Origin of the sequence: Marinoscillum sp. MHG1-6 (assembly GCF_024714475.1) — a bacterium.
Classification (GTDB): Bacteria; Bacteroidota; Bacteroidia; order Cytophagales; family Cyclobacteriaceae; genus JAMZMI01.
This window is the reverse complement of record NZ_JAMZMI010000002.1, coordinates 597543-617965: the sequence shown is the minus strand read 5'-3', so window position 1 is coordinate 617965 and position 20423 is coordinate 597543. Positions and strand designations below refer to the sequence as shown.

20 protein-coding genes are annotated in these 20423 nt (G+C 42.2%); 8 read left to right on the top strand and 12 right to left on the bottom strand.

The window, feature by feature from the left end; all coding sequences use genetic code 11:
• Positions 1-5 precede the first annotated feature (5 nt).
• Positions 6-347 (bottom strand): PadR family transcriptional regulator, encoded by a 342-nt coding sequence (locus NXR94_RS06445; protein ID WP_258103777.1) that lies wholly within the window; start codon positions 345-347, stop codon positions 6-8.
• 272 nt (positions 348-619) lie between these two features.
• Between NXR94_RS06445 and NXR94_RS06440 the strand changes: the two genes are divergently transcribed.
• On the top strand, positions 620-1708 hold the full coding sequence (locus tag NXR94_RS06440; protein ID WP_258103776.1) for a UPF0164 family protein: 1089 nt from the start codon (positions 620-622) through the stop codon (positions 1706-1708).
• On the top strand, positions 1692-6641 hold the full coding sequence (locus NXR94_RS06435) for a C25 family cysteine peptidase (RefSeq protein ID WP_258103775.1): 4950 nt from the start codon (positions 1692-1694) through the stop codon (positions 6639-6641). Before NXR94_RS06440 ends, NXR94_RS06435 begins: the two co-directional genes overlap by 17 nt.
• A 2-nt stretch (positions 6642-6643) precedes the next feature.
• Here the strand turns inward: NXR94_RS06435 and NXR94_RS06430 are convergent, their stop codons facing one another.
• Genes NXR94_RS06430 through NXR94_RS06420 form a run of 3 tightly spaced genes read right to left on the bottom strand, consistent with a single transcriptional unit; the run spans position 6644 to position 9335 of the window.
• Positions 6644-6940 carry an SCP2 sterol-binding domain-containing protein gene (locus tag NXR94_RS06430; protein WP_258103774.1) on the bottom strand — a complete coding sequence of 99 codons (297 nt, stop codon included), beginning with the start codon at positions 6938-6940 and terminating at the stop codon, positions 6644-6646.
• A 10-nt stretch (positions 6941-6950) separates the two neighbouring features.
• Positions 6951-8018: a glutaminyl-peptide cyclotransferase gene (locus NXR94_RS06425; RefSeq protein WP_258103773.1), complete on the bottom strand. Its 1068-nt coding sequence runs from the start codon at positions 8016-8018 to the stop codon at positions 6951-6953.
• 60 nt (positions 8019-8078) lie between these two features.
• Positions 8079-9335: a sodium:proton antiporter gene (locus tag NXR94_RS06420; RefSeq protein WP_258103772.1), complete on the bottom strand. Its 1257-nt coding sequence runs from the start codon at positions 9333-9335 to the stop codon at positions 8079-8081.
• Positions 9336-9685: 350 nt separating this feature from the next.
• Between NXR94_RS06420 and NXR94_RS06415 the strand changes: the two genes are divergently transcribed.
• Genes NXR94_RS06415 through NXR94_RS06395 form a run of 5 tightly spaced genes read left to right on the top strand, consistent with a single transcriptional unit; the run spans position 9686 to position 12902 of the window.
• On the top strand, positions 9686-10222 hold the full coding sequence (locus NXR94_RS06415) for a DinB family protein (RefSeq protein ID WP_258103771.1): 537 nt from the start codon (positions 9686-9688) through the stop codon (positions 10220-10222).
• Positions 10219-10845, top strand: coding sequence for an ABC transporter ATP-binding protein (locus tag NXR94_RS06410; RefSeq protein WP_258103770.1), 627 nt, complete (start codon positions 10219-10221; stop codon positions 10843-10845). Before NXR94_RS06415 ends, NXR94_RS06410 begins: the two co-directional genes overlap by 4 nt.
• Positions 10842-12074 (top strand): ABC transporter permease, encoded by a 1233-nt coding sequence (locus tag NXR94_RS06405; protein ID WP_258103769.1) that lies wholly within the window; start codon positions 10842-10844, stop codon positions 12072-12074. The genes NXR94_RS06410 and NXR94_RS06405 overlap by 4 nt, the downstream gene beginning before the upstream one ends.
• Positions 12071-12502, top strand: a complete 432-nt coding sequence (locus tag NXR94_RS06400; RefSeq protein ID WP_258103768.1) for a hypothetical protein — start codon at positions 12071-12073, stop codon at positions 12500-12502. Before NXR94_RS06405 ends, NXR94_RS06400 begins: the two co-directional genes overlap by 4 nt.
• Before the next feature lie 4 nt (positions 12503-12506).
• The gene (locus NXR94_RS06395; protein ID WP_258103767.1) at positions 12507-12902 is read left to right on the top strand and encodes a hypothetical protein; all 396 of its coding nucleotides are present in this window, start codon (positions 12507-12509) and stop codon (positions 12900-12902) included.
• Here NXR94_RS06395 and NXR94_RS06390 read toward each other — a convergent pair.
• The 3 genes from NXR94_RS06390 to NXR94_RS06380 are packed head-to-tail and all read right to left on the bottom strand — an operon-like array spanning position 12899 to position 14554.
• Positions 12899-13360: a cytochrome c gene (locus tag NXR94_RS06390; RefSeq protein ID WP_258103766.1), complete on the bottom strand. Its 462-nt coding sequence runs from the start codon at positions 13358-13360 to the stop codon at positions 12899-12901. The genes NXR94_RS06395 and NXR94_RS06390 overlap by 4 nt on opposite strands.
• Positions 13347-13964 (bottom strand): SCO family protein, encoded by a 618-nt coding sequence (locus tag NXR94_RS06385; protein ID WP_258103765.1) that lies wholly within the window; start codon positions 13962-13964, stop codon positions 13347-13349. Before NXR94_RS06385 ends, NXR94_RS06390 begins: the two co-directional genes overlap by 14 nt.
• A gap of 50 nt (positions 13965-14014) precedes the next feature.
• Positions 14015-14554 (bottom strand): CopD family protein, encoded by a 540-nt coding sequence (locus NXR94_RS06380; protein ID WP_258103764.1) that lies wholly within the window; start codon positions 14552-14554, stop codon positions 14015-14017.
• 179 nt (positions 14555-14733) lie between these two features.
• Between NXR94_RS06380 and NXR94_RS06375 the strand changes: the two genes are divergently transcribed.
• Positions 14734-15414: a Crp/Fnr family transcriptional regulator gene (locus tag NXR94_RS06375; RefSeq protein ID WP_258103763.1), complete on the top strand. Its 681-nt coding sequence runs from the start codon at positions 14734-14736 to the stop codon at positions 15412-15414.
• On the opposite strand, the gene NXR94_RS06370 is transcribed toward NXR94_RS06375, so the two are convergent.
• The 5 genes from NXR94_RS06370 to NXR94_RS06350 are packed head-to-tail and all read right to left on the bottom strand — an operon-like array spanning position 15415 to position 20420.
• Positions 15415-16584 (bottom strand): serine hydrolase, encoded by a 1170-nt coding sequence (locus NXR94_RS06370; protein ID WP_258103762.1) that lies wholly within the window; start codon positions 16582-16584, stop codon positions 15415-15417. It abuts the gene before it with no gap.
• A complete protein-coding gene (locus NXR94_RS06365) occupies positions 16574-17191 on the bottom strand; it encodes a TIGR04282 family arsenosugar biosynthesis glycosyltransferase (RefSeq protein ID WP_258103761.1) in 618 nt (205 codons plus the stop codon). Before NXR94_RS06365 ends, NXR94_RS06370 begins: the two co-directional genes overlap by 11 nt.
• On the bottom strand, positions 17184-17705 hold the full coding sequence (locus NXR94_RS06360; RefSeq protein ID WP_258103760.1) for a rhodanese-like domain-containing protein: 522 nt from the start codon (positions 17703-17705) through the stop codon (positions 17184-17186). Before NXR94_RS06360 ends, NXR94_RS06365 begins: the two co-directional genes overlap by 8 nt.
• Complete coding sequence (locus NXR94_RS06355; RefSeq protein WP_258103759.1) at positions 17659-18984, bottom strand: glycosyltransferase 87 family protein; 1326 nt, start codon at positions 18982-18984, stop codon at positions 17659-17661. The genes NXR94_RS06360 and NXR94_RS06355 overlap by 47 nt, the downstream gene beginning before the upstream one ends.
• Entirely contained in the window at positions 18981-20420 is a 1440-nt protein-coding gene (locus NXR94_RS06350; protein ID WP_258103758.1) for a cellulose synthase family protein, read from the bottom strand. The genes NXR94_RS06355 and NXR94_RS06350 overlap by 4 nt, the downstream gene beginning before the upstream one ends.
• Positions 20421-20423 lie beyond the last annotated feature (3 nt).

Sequence of the window (20423 nt, the reverse complement as noted above, 5' to 3'; positions counted from 1 at the left end):
GGGATTCAGTCAGATGCGTTTTTAGCGGAAATAATTTTATCGGTTGATGACACGAGGTCGCGCCAGGTTTCGTCCAGAGCGGAAAGAAAGGTTTCTCCGTTTTCTGTTAACGTATAATACTTTCGAGGTGGTCCGGAATTAGACTCTACCCATTTATAATCGACCAGCCCGGACTTTCTAAGCCGGGTCAGTAGTGGGTACAAAGTTCCTTCCACCACCATAATACGGGCAGAGGTAAGTTCGTCCAGCATGTCTGATGCGTATACCTCCCCTCTGGAAATGATGCTGAGTATGCAAAACTCCAGCAACCCTTTTCTCATTTGTACCTGTGTATTTTCTATGTTCATTGTCGTTGCTGTTCCCGAAATCCATAAGCAGATCTTTATCCGTACTTAAGACATTCGGTGATGATTGTTCGATAGTGTATACGAAAAGGTACTATGTAAGGCCAAGTACTGGGTGAAAAAATGTGTATTAGGGCTAATATTCTTTTTATATTCATAATTAAAATGTAAAAAGTTATATTTTTGAATACTCACCGATGAGATTAATCAGTTGATCTAAAAAGATGAGATTAATTGTATTGAAGGAGTAGTTTTGTGTCATACGTAGACGTCGAATGCGATATTTTACCGTCATATATATAGTTTGCTTCGCCAGTTCTATGCTCTTTGGACAAACCCGTACCGCACCTAAATACAGCAATGAATTTCTGAGTTTAGGTGCAGGAGCCAGGGCTTTTGGGTTAGGGCTTAGTGCAACTTCCTATGTGGATGATGCCAGCGCACCCTATTGGAATCCGGCTGGATTGAATAAGTTGAAGACTGACAACCAACTGATGCTGATGCATTCAGCCTATTTTGCTGGTATTGCCAACTACGATTTTCTGGCTTTCGCTACTCAGGTAGACTCAATAGGCTTTTTTGGCATTTCCTTATTACGTTTTTCAGTGGATGATATAGCTGACACGAGATACTTAATTGATGGTAATGGAGGTGTTAACTACGATAACATCAGGTATTTTTCTGCGTCCGATTATGCTTTGCTACTAAGTTATGCACGTAAAGTTCAGTTGCCCCTGGTTGGTGATTTGGACATTGGAGGAAACGTAAAGATCATCCGAAGGGTGGTAGGGAAATTTGCCAGCTCCTGGGGTTTCGGGATAGATGTTGGAGCCTGTAAGGACATTTCAGGATGGAAACTGTCTTTGATGGGTAGAGACCTTTTTGGGACTTTCAATAGCTGGTCTTATAATGACGTAGCGCTAAATGAGATCTATACTCAAACGGGAAATGAGATTCCTGTGAATGGGTTGGAAGTGACACTTCCAAGATTAATTCTTGGAGTATCTCGTCAGGTGGAAATTGGAGAACGTTTCAGTGTGCTCGGGACCCTTGACCTCAATAATACCTTTGATGGTAAAAGAAATACCCTGATCAGGACGAACCTGATTTCTGCGGATCCGTCCTTCGGAGTTGAAGGGGGCTTCAAGCAAATGGTTTTTCTGAGAATGGGAGTTAATCAATTTCAGCAGATCAAGGACTTTGATGGCAGTCAAAGCTGGTCTTTTCAACCGAGTATTGGGCTAGGCTTGAAACTTCAGGAGTTGACTATTGATTATTCCTTTACAGATATAGGTGATCAGGCGGCAGGTATGTATTCGCATGTGTTTTCAGTTAAAGTAGATTTTTATGACGCTAAAAAATAGACTTCAGCTGACCGTTGCTTTAATGTTATCCTGCATTGTATCTATGGCGCAATATGCTAATGACTGGATCGACTATAATCAGCGCTATTTTGAAATTCCTGTTTCTGAAGATGGGCTATACACGATAACCCAGAGTCAAATGATCGCTGCGGGCATTCCGGTCAATTCAATTAATCCGGACCGGTTCCAGATGTTCAGAAGAGGAGAGGAGCTGGCAATCAGGGTTGAGTCATCAGGTAATGTTGTTACCAAAATCCACTTCTATGCAAAGAAAAATGATGGGGTTGGAGACGCTGAACTGTATGAGGTACCCACCAATCAACCTCATCAATATTATAGCCTTTTTACCGAGACAGCTACCTATTTTCTTACCTGGAAACTTTTTGGAACGGGTAAGCGAATGACTTTTGATGGTGACCTCACACCCGCCACGCAGGAATCTTATCATTGGGAGGAAGACTTTAGGATTGAATTTGCGAATTATGAATCAGGGGAAAAATACGGATCCGGAAATATCCTCTCCTCTGGTCAATATGCTTTAGGCGAAGGCTGGACAGGAGCGGCCAAAGGTAAGACGGGAGTTTTTACCTATACGTTTGATCTCACCGATCAAAATAATTCAGTGGGGGCTTTACCCCAATTAGAGTTGTTGCTTGCCGGTAGAAACAATCTGGATCACCGAATGGAAGTCTCAATCAATGGTTCTATTGAGGATACGATTTCAGGATTCACAGGGAAAGAATACATTTTGCATTCAATGTCTATTGATTGGGGGTTAGTAGCCTCTAATCAAATCGTGGTCAGCCTAAAGGTCCTGGGCTATCCTTCCACAAGTGACCAGCTTTCGATTTCCTACATCCGCTTGAAATATCCTCAAAACCTCAGTCTGGGTGCTGGAGAGAACAAACTTTTTCAACTCCGTGAGTCCGCAGGGGGGAGTTTATATGTGGGATTGACCACCTCTGAAAGTGGCGCAGCGATTTATGATGTTACGGATCCCATAAATCCGGTGATTCGAGGAACCCAATATTCGTCGGGGACACTTTATTTTGTTGCGGATAATCCTGTTCAATCAAGACAAATTCAGGCAGTCACAACTGAAACGCTGGTGACATCGCTAACCGAGGCTATGCTTGACCCCATCAATCCATCCGGTGCAGATTACCTGATCATTACCCATAATGATCTACGTGCCCCCGCTTCAGATGGACTGGATCAGATCCAGGCTTATGCTAACTATCGATCCGCTGATTATAGTGTCTACATAGTCGAAATCAATGACCTTTTTGACCAGTTCAATTACGGTGATCCGAGTCCCCTGGCCATCAAAAATTACCTTCGATATGCTCTTGGTGTTACCAGTTTAAAATATGTCTTTTTGATTGGAAAAGGGACCACTCATAATTTCAACCCTTATAGACCCACCTCCACGGCATCTGTTCATTATATACCTACTTACGGAGTTCCCGGGTCTGATGCCTTGTTTGCGGTTGGACTGTCTGGGATGAATGGGAGTACCGTTCCGGAGATTCCCACAGGAAGGCTCAATGCCAGAACCAGTGAACAAGTCAAAAATTACCTTGAAAAGGTGAAAACGATGGAATCGTTAGGTTATACGGAGCTTTGGCGTAAAAACATGATTCACTTGAGCGGAGGGACGAATACGGGAGAGTTGACGATATTCAGGAATGCCGTGAATGACTTTATCGACATAGCTGAGTCTGATTATCTGGGTGGAAAATCATTTAATAAATCAAAGGAAACCGCAAGTGACGTTGAGTTCATCAATGTGGTAGATATAGTAAATGACGGAGTTGGGCTGATTACCTTTTTTGGTCATTCCAGTAGTCAGGCTACCGATATTGAGATTGGCTTGGCGAATGCTTCCAATGGGTATGCCAATACTGGCAAGAACCCGGTGATCATTCAGAATGGATGTAATGGAGGGGCTATTTTCGGGAATGCGCTGACCTTTGGTGAAAATTGGCTTTATGCCCAGGATTTAGGTGCCATTGGAGTGATAGCTCATTCGGATTTTGCTTTATCAACTAACCTGAGGAGGTATACCAATTTGATTTATGAATATGGTTTTGGAAGTGATGAAACCTTCGGATCTTCTCTTGGAGAAATCATGCTATTGACACAAAATGAGTTCTTTAATGCATATGGTACTTCTGAAACTGTTAAATCACAGGTTTATGGAATGTTGCTGGAAGGAGACCCTGCAGTAAAAATGTTTGATGCGGCTGCTCCTGACTATGAAACTACGGATCAGGATATCACCGCATCACCAATCAATGCTCAACGTATATTATCTACCTCTCCATCTTTTTCATTGGACATTGCCATTAGAAACTATGGTCGTACGGTGGATGATTCTCTGACCATAAAAGTGGATCGTACGTTAGCGGATGGCTCTATTGTTAGCTACACAAAACAATTTGAACGGCCGTTGTATCAGGACACGGTGTCCTTCGAAATTATTAATGACGGAGCAAACAGAAATGACGGGACCAATTTTTTCATTATTACCCTTGACCCTGATAACGCGACCCCGGAGCTGAACGAAATCAACAACAATGCAGCTTTTGAATTGTACCTCCCCAAAGGGAATACGATCAACCTTTTTCCTCAGGAGCACGGTGTGACAGATCAATCAACTGTGGAGTTTATATGGCAGCCTGCAAATATTTTGGAAGATGAACGCAGCTATAGCTTCGAGTTAGACACTACTATCAATTTTGATAGTCCATATCAGTTTTCAACGGAACTTTCAGGGAGTTCACTTCTCCGCTTAACTCACAACATTATGGGCTTGCCGGATTCAACAACTGTTTACTGGAGAACTCGCTTCGCTGAGAAAAAGCAGGATGAAGATACCTCATGGGTATTGACCTCATTCACCTACGTTGCTGACCAGGCATCAGGGTGGGGGCAATTTCAAGACGATCAGGTTAGGCAAAACAGCGTTACTGGCCTAACGTACGACGAGTCTGCCAGGCGTTGGGAGTTTCAGGAGACCACTCAAGCTGTTTTTATAAGCACCCACGGTCCGAATAATGAACTGGGATATGGTTACAATGATTTTCAGGTAAGGGTCAATGGTATCGATATTTTTAGTACCGATAGTCCCTCGTTTCCTAAGTGTGCAACAAATACAATTAACGCCGTGGTATTTGATCGTGAGACTGCCAACCCAAGGCCCCCTCAGGATTTGCTTGGTGGTAACTACAGTGCTTTATCCTGTGGTCTGGAACCCCGTTTGATTTGCAATTTCCAGTCCTCTGAGGTTGCAGCGGATTATGTTGATCTGATGATCTCCAATATGGAGGTGGATGATTGGGTGGTGATCTTTTCCCTTGACTCAGTGAAATACTCTGATTGGGATACTCAACTTAAGACCTCTCTGGCTTCTGTTGGAATTAGTGTTGATACGATTAATGCCTTAGTGGATGGTCAGCCAGTGATCTTTGTGGGCAAAAAGGGGCTGGCGGAAGGTGAGGCCGTGATGATTGTGGATAATGAAAGTGGATCACCCATAAAGGAACAGGTGCTGGAGCTGGATGACAATATTACCGGTGTGTATACTTCCGGAGTGATAAGCCTGAATGTTGGTCCGGCCAAATCATGGAGAACGTTCGGATACAAGGTCCAGGATCTTGGCACGGATGATATTTTTTTCCGTGTAAGAGGGATTCAGAATTCGGGGCAACAGGACGAGTTAATTTATGCAGATAAGAATCAGTCAGTTGATTTGAGCGGTATTAATGCAGATGTATATCCTAACCTGAACTTGAGCTTTGAGGTTTTTGATAATGACAATCAGCTTCCACCACAGCTCTCACATTGGGCGATTGACTATGTGCAGGTGCCTGAGGGGATTTTGATACCCGAGGATAAGAGCAGTATTGAGATTCCCGAGGGAGGGCAGTTTGAACGAGGTTTCAAGTTTGTTAATATTTCGGATCAGAACTTTGAAGATTCACTTTTATTGAATGCACGATTGATCAATATTTCGGGAGGAGATATGGCAACATCTGATCAGTTGATAGCGGGTCCTGCAGCCGGGGATACAGCTTTAATGGCAGTGTCCTTTTCAACCCTGAATTACCCGGGAGACAATAACCTTTCGGTTAGTGTTCGTGCGAATGAGGCAGAGCAATATGATGTCAATAATACAATCAACCTGACTAGGGTCCTAAATGTGAAAGAGGACATGACCAATCCGGTTCTGGATGTCACCTTCGATGGAATATATATCCTGGATGGAGATATTGTCTCTCCTGCACCTCGCATCTTAATTCAATTCAAGGATGACAATCAATTCCTTATTAAAGAGGACACGGTGGGGATGGATATTTGGCTGAAGGCACCTTGTGCCTCGTGTGATTATGAACGAGTGAATTTGTCCGATTCAAAGATCAGCTACACACCGGCATCTGAGAACAATGATTTTGAGATTGAGTACTTGCCCGGCCCGCTTGAGGACGGTATTTATCACCTGCGTATCCAGGGTGAAGATGCCTCTGGTAATGAATCTGGAACACAACCTTATGAAATTTCCTTTGAAGTGATCAATGAGTCGACGGTGACCCATTTTTACCCTTATCCCAATCCCTTTTCAACAAGTACAAGGTTTGTCTTTACGCTTACAGGCAGCGAGATTCCGGATCAGATAAAGATCCAGATCATGACCATTTCAGGGCGGGTCGTACGAGAAATTACACAGGATGAAATTGGCCCCCTGAGAATTGGGAATAACATGACTCAGTATGCATGGGATGGTCGGGATGAGTTTGGTGACCTTTTGGCTAATGGAGTTTATCTCTATAAAGTATTTGTTCAGCAGTCAGGAGAAAAGCTCAAGCACCGCACTACCTCTGCTGATCGTGCATTTAAGAATGGGTTTGGGAAGATGTATTTGTTAAGGTAAGATCAGAGTATGGAGGCCAGTTTCATGGCAACGGCCTTATCTCCATCGATTTTCATTTTTCCCATCATAAAAGCCATCATTGGATTAAGCTCACCCTCCAGCAGTTTTTCAAAATTATTGAGGTCCATGATGATCGTACAGGGTGTTTGCAGATCGTCATTGTTCACGGTCGTTGGGGAGGCAGTGTCATCTAAAAAAATAACACCCTCCGGAAACTGGAATTTCAATTTCGACTGCAACTTAGCCTGGTTCCTTTCCGCGAGCTCGGTAACTTTTTGGGTTGCTTCCTGTAGTGTCATAGATTTGGGGTTATTGCTCTATAAGTTCGATCTCAAAGAGTTTAGGCCAGAGTTTTCCGGTCACTAACAACTCTTTTGAATTCGGGTTAAATGCGATTCCATTCAAGACATCTGCACTTTGGTATTCTGAAGGTGTCAACAATCCTGATAGATCAATTTCTTTCATTACCCGACCTGTTTCGGGCTCAATGACCACCACATAGTCTGATCTCCAGATATTGGCGTAGATCAGTCCGTTGATGACTTCAAGCTCATTTAGCTCATCGACTTTATCTTCATTATTGTAGACTTCAATTTTTCCCACTTCCGAGAAATCCCGGGGATCGATCAAATGAATGACGTGAGAGCCATCAGTGATATAAAGCAGATCATTGTAGGCCGTAATTCCCCATCCTTCATACGAGTAATTAAAGGTACCAATTGGCTTAATCTGTCGATCATAAACGAAGCCTTGCTGAGAGGTATAGGTCAGCTGAATAATCTGTCCATTCCAGAAACATGTTCCTTCTCCAAAGTAATCCGATGGCATGTCATACTTTTGATAAATTTCTCCGGTTTTCTGGTTCAGTTTGGCGATGTAAGATTCTCCTCTTTGTCCGGTACTTTCTATAAGCGTGTCTTCCATAAAGAAAAGTCCTTGTGTGAAAGCAGTTTTGCTATGAGGGTAGGTGTTTAGAATAGAATAAGTATACTTTTTGGGTGCTACATCAGAAAGGAAAACAACTTTTGGATAATGAGTTTCACTTTCTCCACCAAAGAAAGCCTGAACCCTGATCTTTTGTGCGCCGGTTCTTTGTTTGGCGGCTCTCCATTCAAAAGCGGTTGTGTTGAATGTTTGTTCCTCACCTTCGTATTCGATAAGCACAGAGTCGATTGCTGTTTGTCTGGAGCTTAGCTCGAAATGTATAGAGTCACCTATAGTCAGAAAGGTTCCCGCTTTAGGAGAAACGATTTTCGTGTTTCTGATAATTCTTGGAGAATCACCTGAGCTGTCGCCAGTCGATTCGGAGTCTCTGCATGAAGAGGCTATCCCCGTAAGAAAAATGAAAATAACGATAAAGCTGTGCCAAATTTTCATGGTCGCAAATCTAAACGATTTGGATCAACGCAGAGTTTCAAGTTTGGTTTTAAGGTTAGATCAGAACTCCTTGTTTGATTTGAAGCGCGCGGTCATCAATTGCGGTACGGTTAACCCTTGGTACAGCACTGAACATACCACCACGATGTAAGTCATCGTCACGATGATATCTTTCCCATGAAAATCAATCAATGATAGCGACAGGGCTATCGGTAAACCACCTCTCAAAGCCCCCCAAGTTAGCACCGAGACCGTATTGGGTTGAAAGGTCCTTTGAAAGGACATTAATTTTATTGGAATGAAAACACTTAACCACCGTCCAAGCAATACAATATTCACCGCAAAGAATCCCGCAGCGAAATAGTCAAGCCTCCATGGAATCACCAGCATTTCCAGGCCGATCAATACAAAAAGCATCGCAGCCAGGGACTCTTCAATCAGGTTCCAGAATTTAAAAACGTAGTCTCCGGCCGCACTGGTAACGTGTTCACCTCGTCCTTCATTTCCAATTACCAGCCCCATTACTACTGCGGCTTGTTTGGATGAAACGTGTATGAAATCTGCCAGGAATGAACCAGCCATTACCACAGCCAGTGTGATAAGAATTTCAACCTGAACTTGCTCATTATCTACATATTTCAATAACCTGTAGCCAATATAGCCGAGGAATAGTCCGATGAAGATACCACCCCCAATATCTGCACATACAATATACCCTGTTTCAAATACACTCAGGGCATGATCTTCCTGGGCATGAGCCAAATCTAAAAGTGTTAAGGCCAATACCACCGCAACCCCATCGTTAAACAGGGATTCGCCGGCAATTTTGATTTCAAGCTCTTTGGCTAGTTTAAATTTCTTGATAGTCTTTGTTACTGCAATAGGGTCAGTTGGGGAGATAAGAGCACCGAATACAAAACAGTAAAGGATATCCAGTTCGATACCCAGAAAGTCCAGCATATAATGCACTAATGTTCCTATGACCGCCGTGGAGATGAGTACTCCTGTTGTAGCAAGGACGAGAACCGGTGTGCGTTCTTTTGATAATTTCTTAAAATCAATCTGTAGTGCACCGGAAAAGAGCATAAAGCTCAAAACGACCTGATAAAGTACCTCCGGATAGTCGTACTCTTCAAGTTCGGCAGCACCAATTGAAAGACTCGGGAATATTTTTCCAACGATTAGCAAGATCACCGACAAAGTAATTGCCAGAATCATGAGACCAATAGACGACGGGAGCTTTAAGAAAAACGTGTTTATGAAAATAAACAGTCCCGCAAAAAATATGAATAAAGCGATGATGTCAAATATGTGCATACCTTACTGCCTGACTAATTTGGTAACTGGATTGATCCAACTCAAAAATATTGCAATTTTGGATAAAATTGTCATGGTCATGCTTAAGTATGACCCGCTTGTTTCGTAAACGAGCACTGACATAGGGTGGTTTATAGGGGTATGACCTCTGTCATACTTGTATCGAAGATAGTTTTTTTCATTCTGAATCCAAAAACTGTTTCTCATAAATACTTATCTATCAGGTATTAAACTTGCAGTGCTTATAGGGATAACTTTAGATAATAAAGGAAAAACCATTTGTAAGAAAAAGGCGATACTTATCATAAATTTTTAATCATTAGGTTGCAATCCTTTTATATTCGCTAATCATGAATTCCACCCTCCAAAGAGAGTTTGATAAGATTGATAAGAGAAAATCCCGGCTGCTGGCACGTTTGGATAAGATTGATGATGATTACCTCACGGTACAGGTAGAGGAGGGGAGTTGGTCTGTGGTGCAGGTATTGCGTCATGTCAGTTTGTCGGAAGAAATGAGTCTTCAGTATATCAAGAAGAAAATTTCGGCCGGAGTGTTGATGCCTGATAGCAGTTCTTTTGATCGTTTCAAAATGAGATTAGTGAACTGGTATTTGATTTCAGGATTAAAATATAAAGCTCCCACTGTGCTTCCAAAGCCTGAGGACAAACTGAATTATCAGGATGTTTGCATTGATTGGTACAACACCAGAAAGGCTCTGGCTGAGTTTTTAAATAATTATCCGGACAGATTTCTATCAAAGGCGATTTTTAAGCATCCGATCGTGGGTCGAACGGATATTAAGTCGATGCTCGTTTTCTTTAATGCGCACCTAAAGCATCACGAGTATCAGATTAAGAGGGTTTTGGATAAAATACTTATTCCATGATTCAGATTGCCGGGTTAAGTCATTGCTTCAGCGATAATGTTGTGATCAGCTATCCCGACTGGCAGGTAGCGGATGGTGAACACTCCCTGATATTGGGTGCTTCCGGATCAGGGAAGACAACACTCCTTCATCTGATGAGTGGGTTGCTAAAGCCTACTAATGGAAGTGTTATTTTTGATACTCAGGAAATCAATCAACTGTCACCCAGTCGTATGGATAAGTTTCGTGGAGCACATGTTGGTTTGATATTTCAGAAACCCCATTTGATTGCTGCCCTGACAGTTAAGGAAAACATCAAACTATCTACTTTTTTGGGGAAGAAACCAGAGCACAACAGGCACATCGAAGAGATGCTGGATTCTTTAGGGTTAATTGAATTGGCACATAGAAAAGTACATCAGCTTAGTCAGGGACAGGCTCAGCGCGTTGCCATTGCAAGAGCTCTGATCAATCATCCCAAATTTGTATTTGGAGATGAACCAACTGCCAGTCTGGATGATGAGAGCTGCATGAAGGTGGTTGAGTTGCTTAAAAGGCAATCAGATCAACATGGTGCAACACTGGTCATTGCTACTCATGATCAACGGGTTAAAAATCACTTTTCAAACAAGCTAGAATTATGAATATTCCTTTGCTCAGCTTGAAGAGTATCTTATCCAGGCCATTAAGCACCTTGCTTAGTTGGTTGCTGATGAGTTTTGGGGTGACAATCGTTGTATTGATTCTCCTGGTCTCCGCTCAATTGAAAAATGAAATCAGCAAAAATGCTCAGGGAATAGATCTGGTAGTTGGGGCGAAAGGGAGTCCGCTTCAATTGATACTTTGTAATATTTTCCATGTGGATTTCCCGACAGGGAATATCTCATTGAAGGAAGCAAACAACCTGAGTCGGAATCGATACATTGAATCGGCTATCCCAATGTCGCTAGGGGACAGCTACCGTGGCTATCGAATTGTCGGAACGACGAAAGCCTATGGCGATCTGTATGGAGCAGAGATCCAGTCAGGTCAGTGGTTTGAGGAAGATATGAAGGCTGTTGTTGGAGCTAATGTTGCAAACCTGCTTGGTCTCAATTTGGGTTCGCAATTCCAAAGCCAGCATGGCATGTCAGAGGAGGGTGAAGAGCATGAAGAGCAATCAATCATCGTAGCGGGTATACTCGCCCCTTCAAGTACCATCCTGGATGACCTTATTTTGGTCAGCATCCCATCGATATGGAATGTGCATGAACATGAAGAGGAGCCCGGCGAACATGAGGGTGAAATAATTGATTTGCCAAAGTTGGGTATTGCGGTAAGCCAGGAACAATTAGAGGAAGAAGAGATCACGTCAATTCTGATAAAGTATCGGTCACCGATGGCCGCGGTAATGCTGCCTCGGATGGTGAATGAGGTTGGTAACTTTCAGGCTGCTTCTCCGGCCTATGAGACCGCACGACTTTTCAATATCATAGGTGTAGGGGTGGATGTGGTCAATATTATTGGTATTCTCATTGTGGTCATTTCGGCTATCAGTGTATTCATCGCTTTGTTACATTCTCTGAAAGATCGAAAATATGATATCGCCATTATGAGATCGATGGGCGCTACCAGAAGACAGATTTTTGTGCATGTTTTGATGGAAGGGCTTCTGATTGCCATACTTGGATGTATATCAGGTTTAGTGCTGGCTCATGCTGCCATAGGAATTTTGGCATTCTATTTGGAAAAACTGAATCTGTCATGGAGCTTTTTTGTTAATGACGAAGTCTGGGTGCTTACCGGAGGATTGATTATTGGCATGCTTGCGGCAATCATTCCGGCCGGTCTGGCGTATAAAACTGATATCTCTAAAACACTTTCAAAGGCATGAAATACACCTTAACGATACTTTCCATTCTAATAACACTGATCGGAACTGCACAATCCGTCGAAACTAATCATTGGAAAACCCTGGAAGAGCTGGAGTATGAAAAATCACAGGATGATTATGGTGAGATTTATATTCCAAAATTCAGCAATGCAATAAAAGCCTTGGCGGGAAAAGAAATTTCCTTGTCGGGATACATTATTCCATTCGAGGGGATGTTCAAGCCGGATCATCTAATCATCTCTTCCTTGCCTATTGCATCATGTTTTTTCTGTGGAGGAGCAGGTCCCGAATCTGTAGCGGAAGTATATTTGGACGAAACAGTGAAATACACAGCTAAGAAAGTTACGGTTAAAGGGGTGCTTACTCTCAATGACAAGAACATGGATGAGCTGATGTATATCCTGAAGGACGCCAAATTAATCCAGTAATAAAATGAAAAATATTATAGCTATTGCTATCCTTTCAATTGCACTCGGTGCTTGCTCGAGCACAGGTGAAAAAGCAGAAAAACCACTTTTCGATCAGGTCATGGATCTTCATGATGAGGTGATGCCTAAAATGGGGGATTTGAATAAAGCCAAGAAGGCTCTCATGGCGAAGGCGGCAAGTGCAGAAACGGATTCCGCAAAGCAAAGCCTTGAAATGCTTGCTAATAACATTGAACTGGCCAATGAAGCCATGATGGACTGGATGCGAAACTTCGATCCCAACTTTGAGGGCACCGAAGAGGAAGTGGAAGAATACCTGACCAAAAAGAAAAAAGGTATTGAAAAGGTGTCAGAGATGATGAATAACTCTCTCGCTAAAGGTCAGGAAGCGCTCAATTAATTTGAGCACTCGGTCAACCACTTTTCAACATCCTTTACTCCGGATAGACCCTTGCCATTATCCCATGCATTGGTGATGAATGTGAGTATTTCGGCTATCTCCAGTGGTGTGAGATCATTGGCAGGCATTATCTGGGTATACTCCCTGCCATTCACGACGATAGGATCTGTTGCTCCGTTTTTGATAACACAAGCTGCACGAGGAAGGTCTTCAAGCAAATAATCAGAACCAGCCAGAGGAGGGAAAAGATTTGCCAGTCCTTCACCATTTTGCTGGTGGCAATTGACGCAATAAGTGGCATAAAGTTGTGCGCCTTTTACCTGGTATTGCTTTAGACGGATTTCATTTCGGTCGTTGAGTCCATCATCGTTTGAAGTTGTTTCCTTATTGCCTTTTCCTCCGCATGCCGCTAATAGGATGATCAGGGAAAGGAGTAAAGTCTTATTAAATATTTTCATCGTTCTTTTTAGTCAGTTTTTTGATATCAGCAATTAGGAGATCCACCTGTTCGGGTACCGTTCCGTCGTACACGCCCCTGATCCTGCGTTTCTTATCAACTAATAGAAAAGCTCCACTATGGATATATCCTCCCGGAGCGTTGGGATCATCATTGGCCACTACCATGTAACTCGTTTCTCCAATAGTGTATATACTGTCTTGATTGCCGGTAACGAAGTGCCACTTCTCGGCCTTTACTCCCAGTTGCTCAGCAAACGCCTTCAATACAGCCACGCTGTCATGTTTTGGATCAATAGTATGAGATAATATGGCTACCTCCGGATTGTTTTCATAGGCCTCGTAAACGCGCAACATTTCACGCTTCATGATTGGGCAGATGGTTGGGCAACTGGTAAAAAAGAAGTCAGCAATGTATACCTGGTTCTGAAACGTTTCATTGGTGATGGTGTCCCCATTTTGATCAACGAAAGAAAAATCAGAAATGGTATGCTCAACAGTGTCCTTGACAATTTTACCGTTTACCTCTTTTTCAATTATTTCCGGCCTCCCAAGTACAGGAAGTTCAAAATTCTTTTTTTTGTTCAGGCTACAGCTAATCATCATTATTGTGGTGATTAACATGATACCCTTTAGTAAATGGCTTTGGTACATTACTATTCTTTTTTCGTTCTGATTTTTTTATAAATCTTGATGGCGAGCATTAGCAGCAAAGCAAATAAAGCCATGCCCACAACACCCCAAACCCAGTCAATATTGGATTTAACTACGATGAGAAATACAACTGCCACAAGAATGATTGTGGCTACTTCATTCCATATCCTGAGTTGGCTTGAACTATATTTTACTACACCATTTTGCAATTGCTTATAAATATGCTGACACGAGAAGTGATACAAATAAAGTAGAAACACAAAGGTCAGCTTGATGTGCATAAATGGCATTTGAAGCCATGAAGGTTGTGACCACAGCAAAGATCCTCCAAAGATCAATGTGAGTATGGCTGAAGGCCAGGTGATACCCAACCAAAGTCTTTTGGACATCAACGCGAATTGCTTAACCAAAATGGATTTTTCCGGATCTTCTTTTTGATAAGCTTCCGTGTGGTAGATGAAAAGCCGCACAATGTAGAATAGACCGGCAAACCATGTCACAATAAAAATGATGTGCAGTGCTTTAAGGTATAAATAATCCATCGGGACTTTTTTCTCGTATTTGTTGTTAAAAAATCAACTCGGCAAAAATGCGTATCTATTCTGACTTTTCAAGAATTTGTGTCATCGAGATCTGATTCCTTGATAAAAATGGTCAGTTGAATTTGAGTTGGCCAATTGAATAGCATGTGATAATTTAGAATTTGACCTAATAGTTAAACATGAGCGAACACTCCAATATTTGGTATTTTGAAGAAACGGATTTGTATGAAATTCTTTGTCCGCATAAAACCCCGGGAATGGAAGACAAGCACAAGCCCAATATTTATAAGAAGGATGAACATATCTATTTTCAGGATGCTGCGTCTGATACCATTTATATGGTTGCGAATGGAAGGGTGAAGATTGGGTCAAATGTGGACGGTGATAAGGAAATCGTAAATGCCATATTGACGAAAGGGGAGATTTTTGGTGAAATGGCATTGACCGGAGAAGGGAAGCGATCGGACTTCGCGCAAGCCATGGACAATGACACGCGGGTTTGTCCAATGACTATAGAGGACTTGCAGGGGCTGATGAAAGATAATAAGGAACTTAGTTTCAAGCTTTTTAAGATTATTGGGCTACGATTCACTCGCATGAAGAGGCGAATAGAGGCTTTGGTTTTCAAAGATGCAAGAACAAGAATTGTGGAGTTTTTGAGGGACACTGCTATAGAAAAGGGACAAAAGGTAGGTTTTGAGATGATGATCAAAAATCACCTTACACATAAAGATATCGCAAGCCTTACTGGTACATCGAGACAGACTGTTACCACTATCATGAATGAGCTGCGAGAAGAGAACATTATCAACTTTGACAGAAGACGTATTCTGATTCGGGATATGGAAAAGCTGGTGTAATCAGAGCTGATCTACAATCTGAAGAAAAACTAACCGCCAGTTCACTGTGGGTTTATGGGTGGAATTGACGGCAACTATCACAATGTCCTTTTTTGGCATCATATAGATATACTGATCGTAGAGCCCCTGGGCCATAAAGTCACCATATTCTTTGAGTCCAAGAATAACATGATATTGGTATCCCCAAATTCCACCTTCCTCCATGCTTCTCTCGTGTGTCTTGTCAATCCAGTCGGCAGGGATAATCTGCTCACCATTCCAATTGCCTCGATTCAGCATTAGACGGCCAAACCTTGCGAGGTCAATGGTAGAACTATTAAAGCAGCAGAATGCTTTTTCTACCGGTTGTTTTTCGTAGGTACTCCAGGAGGCATCAAGCTCAGTTCCGATTTTGGACCAGATACGGCTTTCCATATAATCAGCGATACTCATTCCCGTAGCCCGGATGAGTATCAAACCCAGTAGCTGTGTGTTCGCACTATGGTAATGGAAAGATTGTCCGGGTTCCGTTTCCAATTTCAGCTTTTCAATGGCTTTATAGACATCCTTGCCATAGTAATATCTGGCCACGTCATTATTAAATGGGTTGATATAGCGTTCTTTAAAACGAATACCGCTTGTGTGCTTTAATAGGTGCTCAATAGTAATTTTCTGAAATCCATGATCCGACAATGAGGGCAGGTAGTTGACGATTGGATCATGAATGCTGTTGATGCTACCCTCTTCCAATGCAATACCAATGAGCATTGAAATGATGGTTTTGCTCACTGAAAAAGTAGTAACGATAGATTGATCAGAATATCCGTCAGCATATCGCTCAAACAGAATTGAGTCATTTTTGATGACAACAAATGCAAGGTTATGCTTAAAGTCACTTAAGAATTCCTCCAGGGGGATGGCGTTCGACCCGTGGTGGCTATAATGATCAATATAAAAATTGGATGGCGTTAGTTCTTTTGCAAAATCAAAAGTGCTGCTGTCTTTTCTAATGGTATTAGAAGGAAATCTTTTAATGTCTTTCTGACCGGCAAAATTCCAGAAGAGGCTCCTGCTTACGGTGCAGGAGGACAGAGTCAATAAAAGAATACTTGCGCATAGAAGCGCCTTTGGGCATTTGATCATAAGGTACCACAAGTACGGGGACTGTGTCCCGTGGCTATCAATCGTCATCACTCACAAATTCAAAATCAATACCTGAATCTTTGAGGTCATCGAATGTGTCAATATCGTTTAATTCCGGTAGCAAGTGAAAGCTCAAATCTAACGAAGCAATCTCAGCAAGCAACTCTTTCAATACGTTTTCGTGACTGAATTTTTTGTTTTGAAAAAGGGCCGGAAAAAGCTCTTTCATGCCCAGTAAGTAATAACCGCCGTCAGATGCAGGACCAATCACTAAATCGTTTTTATCAAGTTCGTCGAGCGCTTCTTCAATATGAGTTTTTTGTAGTTCGAAACAATCAGATCCCACGATGATGGCCTTTTCATACCCGGCATCGAAGCTTTTCTGAAAGGCATTTAACATACGCTCCCCCAGATCCTTTCCTTTTTGAACTTGCATCTGATATTTCCCATTGTCGAAGATGTCCTCTATTTCCACATATTCCGAGTAATAAACGATTTTATCGCTTTCGACCTTGTTGGTTTCTTCAAAAGTGTGCTCCACTAAAAACTGGTACACATCTAATGCTCCTTCGATACCTATCTCTTCAGCCAATCTGGTTTTCACTGTTCCGGGGATCAGGTTCTTTACAAATAGGATTAATAGGTTCTTACTCATATACTTTTATTCCTTTTAGTAGCCACTTGGACCAATTCTCATTATACGTATGCAGACTGTCAGTCAGTTCGTTATTCTCATTGACCACCTGCATGCCGTTGTTTTTCCATTCAAAAATACCACCATATAAATTGCAGATGTTGGTAAACCCCAATTCTTGCAAGTATTCTCCGACTTTTTCACTTCTGTAACCCACGCTGCAGTAAACCACAATCGGGGTTTCTCTTGGTAGTTTTTCAAACGATCTGTCTGAAAAGGAGGAATAATCTATAAATGTTGCGTTCGGTAGATGGCTTACTTCAAACTCAACGGGAGACCGGGTATCAAAAATGGTGATATGTTTCTTGTTCAGTAATTGCCCAAGAGAGTCGACCTTGATCAGTGGGACTGAAAAGCTGTATATGCTTTCAAGCTTTTCATCATATGAACTTTGTCCACACGTAGTCAGGGTAAAAAGCGTGAGCAGGTTAAAGCCGACCCATTTTAATGTTATTTGTCTTGAGATAATATTCAAAACCAATGAAAATCCATAATCCGACATATTCCAAAACAACCCAAAACGAGGATAGTTCGAATCCTGTAATCTGATATCCGAAGTAAGACATAAAGATGAGCATACTCCAGGCAATCGGAAAATAATAACCTGATAATATGCCCAGGGGAATCAATGGGAGAACGTACCAGGGGTGAATAGTGGTAGTAAAACTTAGATAAATGAACAGGATGATGAGCCATATTTGACTTACTTCCCATTTTCGTTGTCCTGCGAACCATGAAATGAGTAAGATGGCAGCTCCGGATATGATAGATAAGATCGGTCCCAGCGTACCAATAATATTGTATCCTTTGATCATAAAACCTATTTCTCGGAACAGGTAATAGAAGGACGCGTTGAATTCGAAATGCTGAAAATATAGCCCCAGACTAGTACCCATATTTTGGAGATCCTTAGAAAGGAAAACGGGTAAGAGAGTCATGAGCCCCACCGAAAGAGAAATTCCTGAAATCAGGACACTTTTTTTCCAATCATATCGAAATAAAAGGGTCGGAATAAAAATGAGTGGTATCAGTTTAGTTCCAATGGCAAGTCCCATCGAAAGAGAGCCGAATAGATTTTTGTTTTTCTCCAATAGCCCCAGACCAAGTATCAAAAACATAATCATGAGTCCTTCAAAATGAACATTTCCCGCCATCTCCAGTATAACCAAAGGGTTGAGAAAGTACCAATAGGAGAGATTAGGGCTTTTGCCCTTTATAGTCAGCAGCTTCTTGAGAGCGTAAAAAGTGAGTAGGTCAGCAGCCAAAAGTACGCATCGAATGATATTGGTGGCTAGTAACCAACTTTCGCCTCCGGTTTTCACCCCAATCCAAAAAATAATTTGATTGAGGGGAGGGTATACCGTAAAGTAATCGGGTGAGTTTAGTTGTTGAAAAAGTGCATTGTCCACGCCAATGATACCGGTGGTATGTTGCATCACCATACTCGGTGTATCACCAAAAGGGTCCAGACCAGAAGCGCTGAGGTATCCATCCCATAAAAAACGATAGATATCGTCGGAAAGCGATGGTAAACTAAAAAAGAGGATAAAACGGATCAGAAGACCAAGAGGAAAAAGAATTTGGCTTTCAGAGTGAAACCTGACGATCCAGAAGTAGCTAAAAAATGCAGCGAAATAGGCGAGTCCCAGAATTACGGATTCTTCCCTGTTAATACTGAGACCAATAGTCCCAATACCTCCGAGAAATATAAAAATCAGACTATAGAAGGCACTGGAGGATTTTTCAGACTTCATTTGGATCTTAAAGTGAGATAGAACACCGCACCAAAACCTATAGAGAGCATTAAGTGGAATAGGATCAAGCCGTAATCCTCAATTTTGATCCCATAGTAAATACCATATAGGAAATATAGCGAGAGCAGGCCTTCAATAAACAGCACCGGACTCAAGGCCTTATTCAGGTATTTATTTCCTTTCCAGGTGTCTGATGAAGACGTTATGTTGAATTTAGGTGTTCGAATGAACGGTGTTTTTCTGCCAAGATACCCTTCAGCAACTGCAATGGCATTGTGAAGACTCAAGCCCATACAGAACGTTAAAAAAATAGGAAATTCATAAATGAAGTATTTCCAGGTGTTCCTGGGTCGATCAACCCGTGCTGAGATCCAATAGAAAATGGTTGTCCCCAAAAAACCGATAATGAAAACAATCGCCAGATCGAAGGCTGAGGAAAGGTCGGTCCTATGATGTTTCACCTGAAGTAACGGGATACTGAGTACAGCCCCGATTAACAGGAAAATAAATATCGAGGAATTTAAAAGGTGCATAAGCCCATGGAATTTCACCTTGAAAGAAAGCTTTGATCTGAATAGAGAGGCCAGGTTTTTACGTGCTGTTTCAGCTGCGCCTTTATTCCAGCGGTACTGCTGTGATTTGATCGCGGGAATAATTACCGGTAGTTCGGCTGGAGTAGTTACATCCTCGAGGTATTTGAATTTCCAGCCTTTCAATTGTGCTCGATAGCTTAGGTCTAAATCTTCAGTAAGGGTATCATGTTGCCATCCTCCCGCTTCTTCGATACAAGTCTTTCGCCAAACCCCGGCAGTTCCGTTAAAATTCATCAGTTTCCCCGAGGAGGACCTCCCCGTTTGCTCCACAGTAAAATGGGCATTTAGCCCAAACGCCTGCATTCGGGTTAGAATACTGTAATCCTGATTGATATGGCCCCATTTAGTTTGGACCATTCCCGTATCCTGATCAAACGCTGAAATGGTTTGGGTGAGAAAGTCTTTTTCAGGTAAAAAATCAGCATCGAAAATGGCAATAAATTCCCCCTGAGCCAATCCCATGCCATAGGCCAGTGCCCCTGCTTTATATCCTATTCGGTTTGGTCGGCGCACTAGTTTAATATTCATACCCCGATCGGACCATTCCGTAACTTTTTGCGTCGTCAGCTCCAGCGTCTCATCATCGCTGTCATCCAATACCTGGATTTCCAATTTTTCCGTGGGGTAGTCTAGTTGACATACCTTGTCGATCAATCGGTTTATCACATATTTTTCATTGTAAATTGGCAATTGTACGGTGATGTAGGGGTAGGCTTTCAGGTTGTTTCTCTGGTCATTTTTTTTTGATCGGGAATAGATCCATGCCAGATACAATTGCTCAGCGCTGAAAACGCAAATGACCGTCAGTGCTATTGAATATCCTCCTATAATGAGCCAGTCCATCGC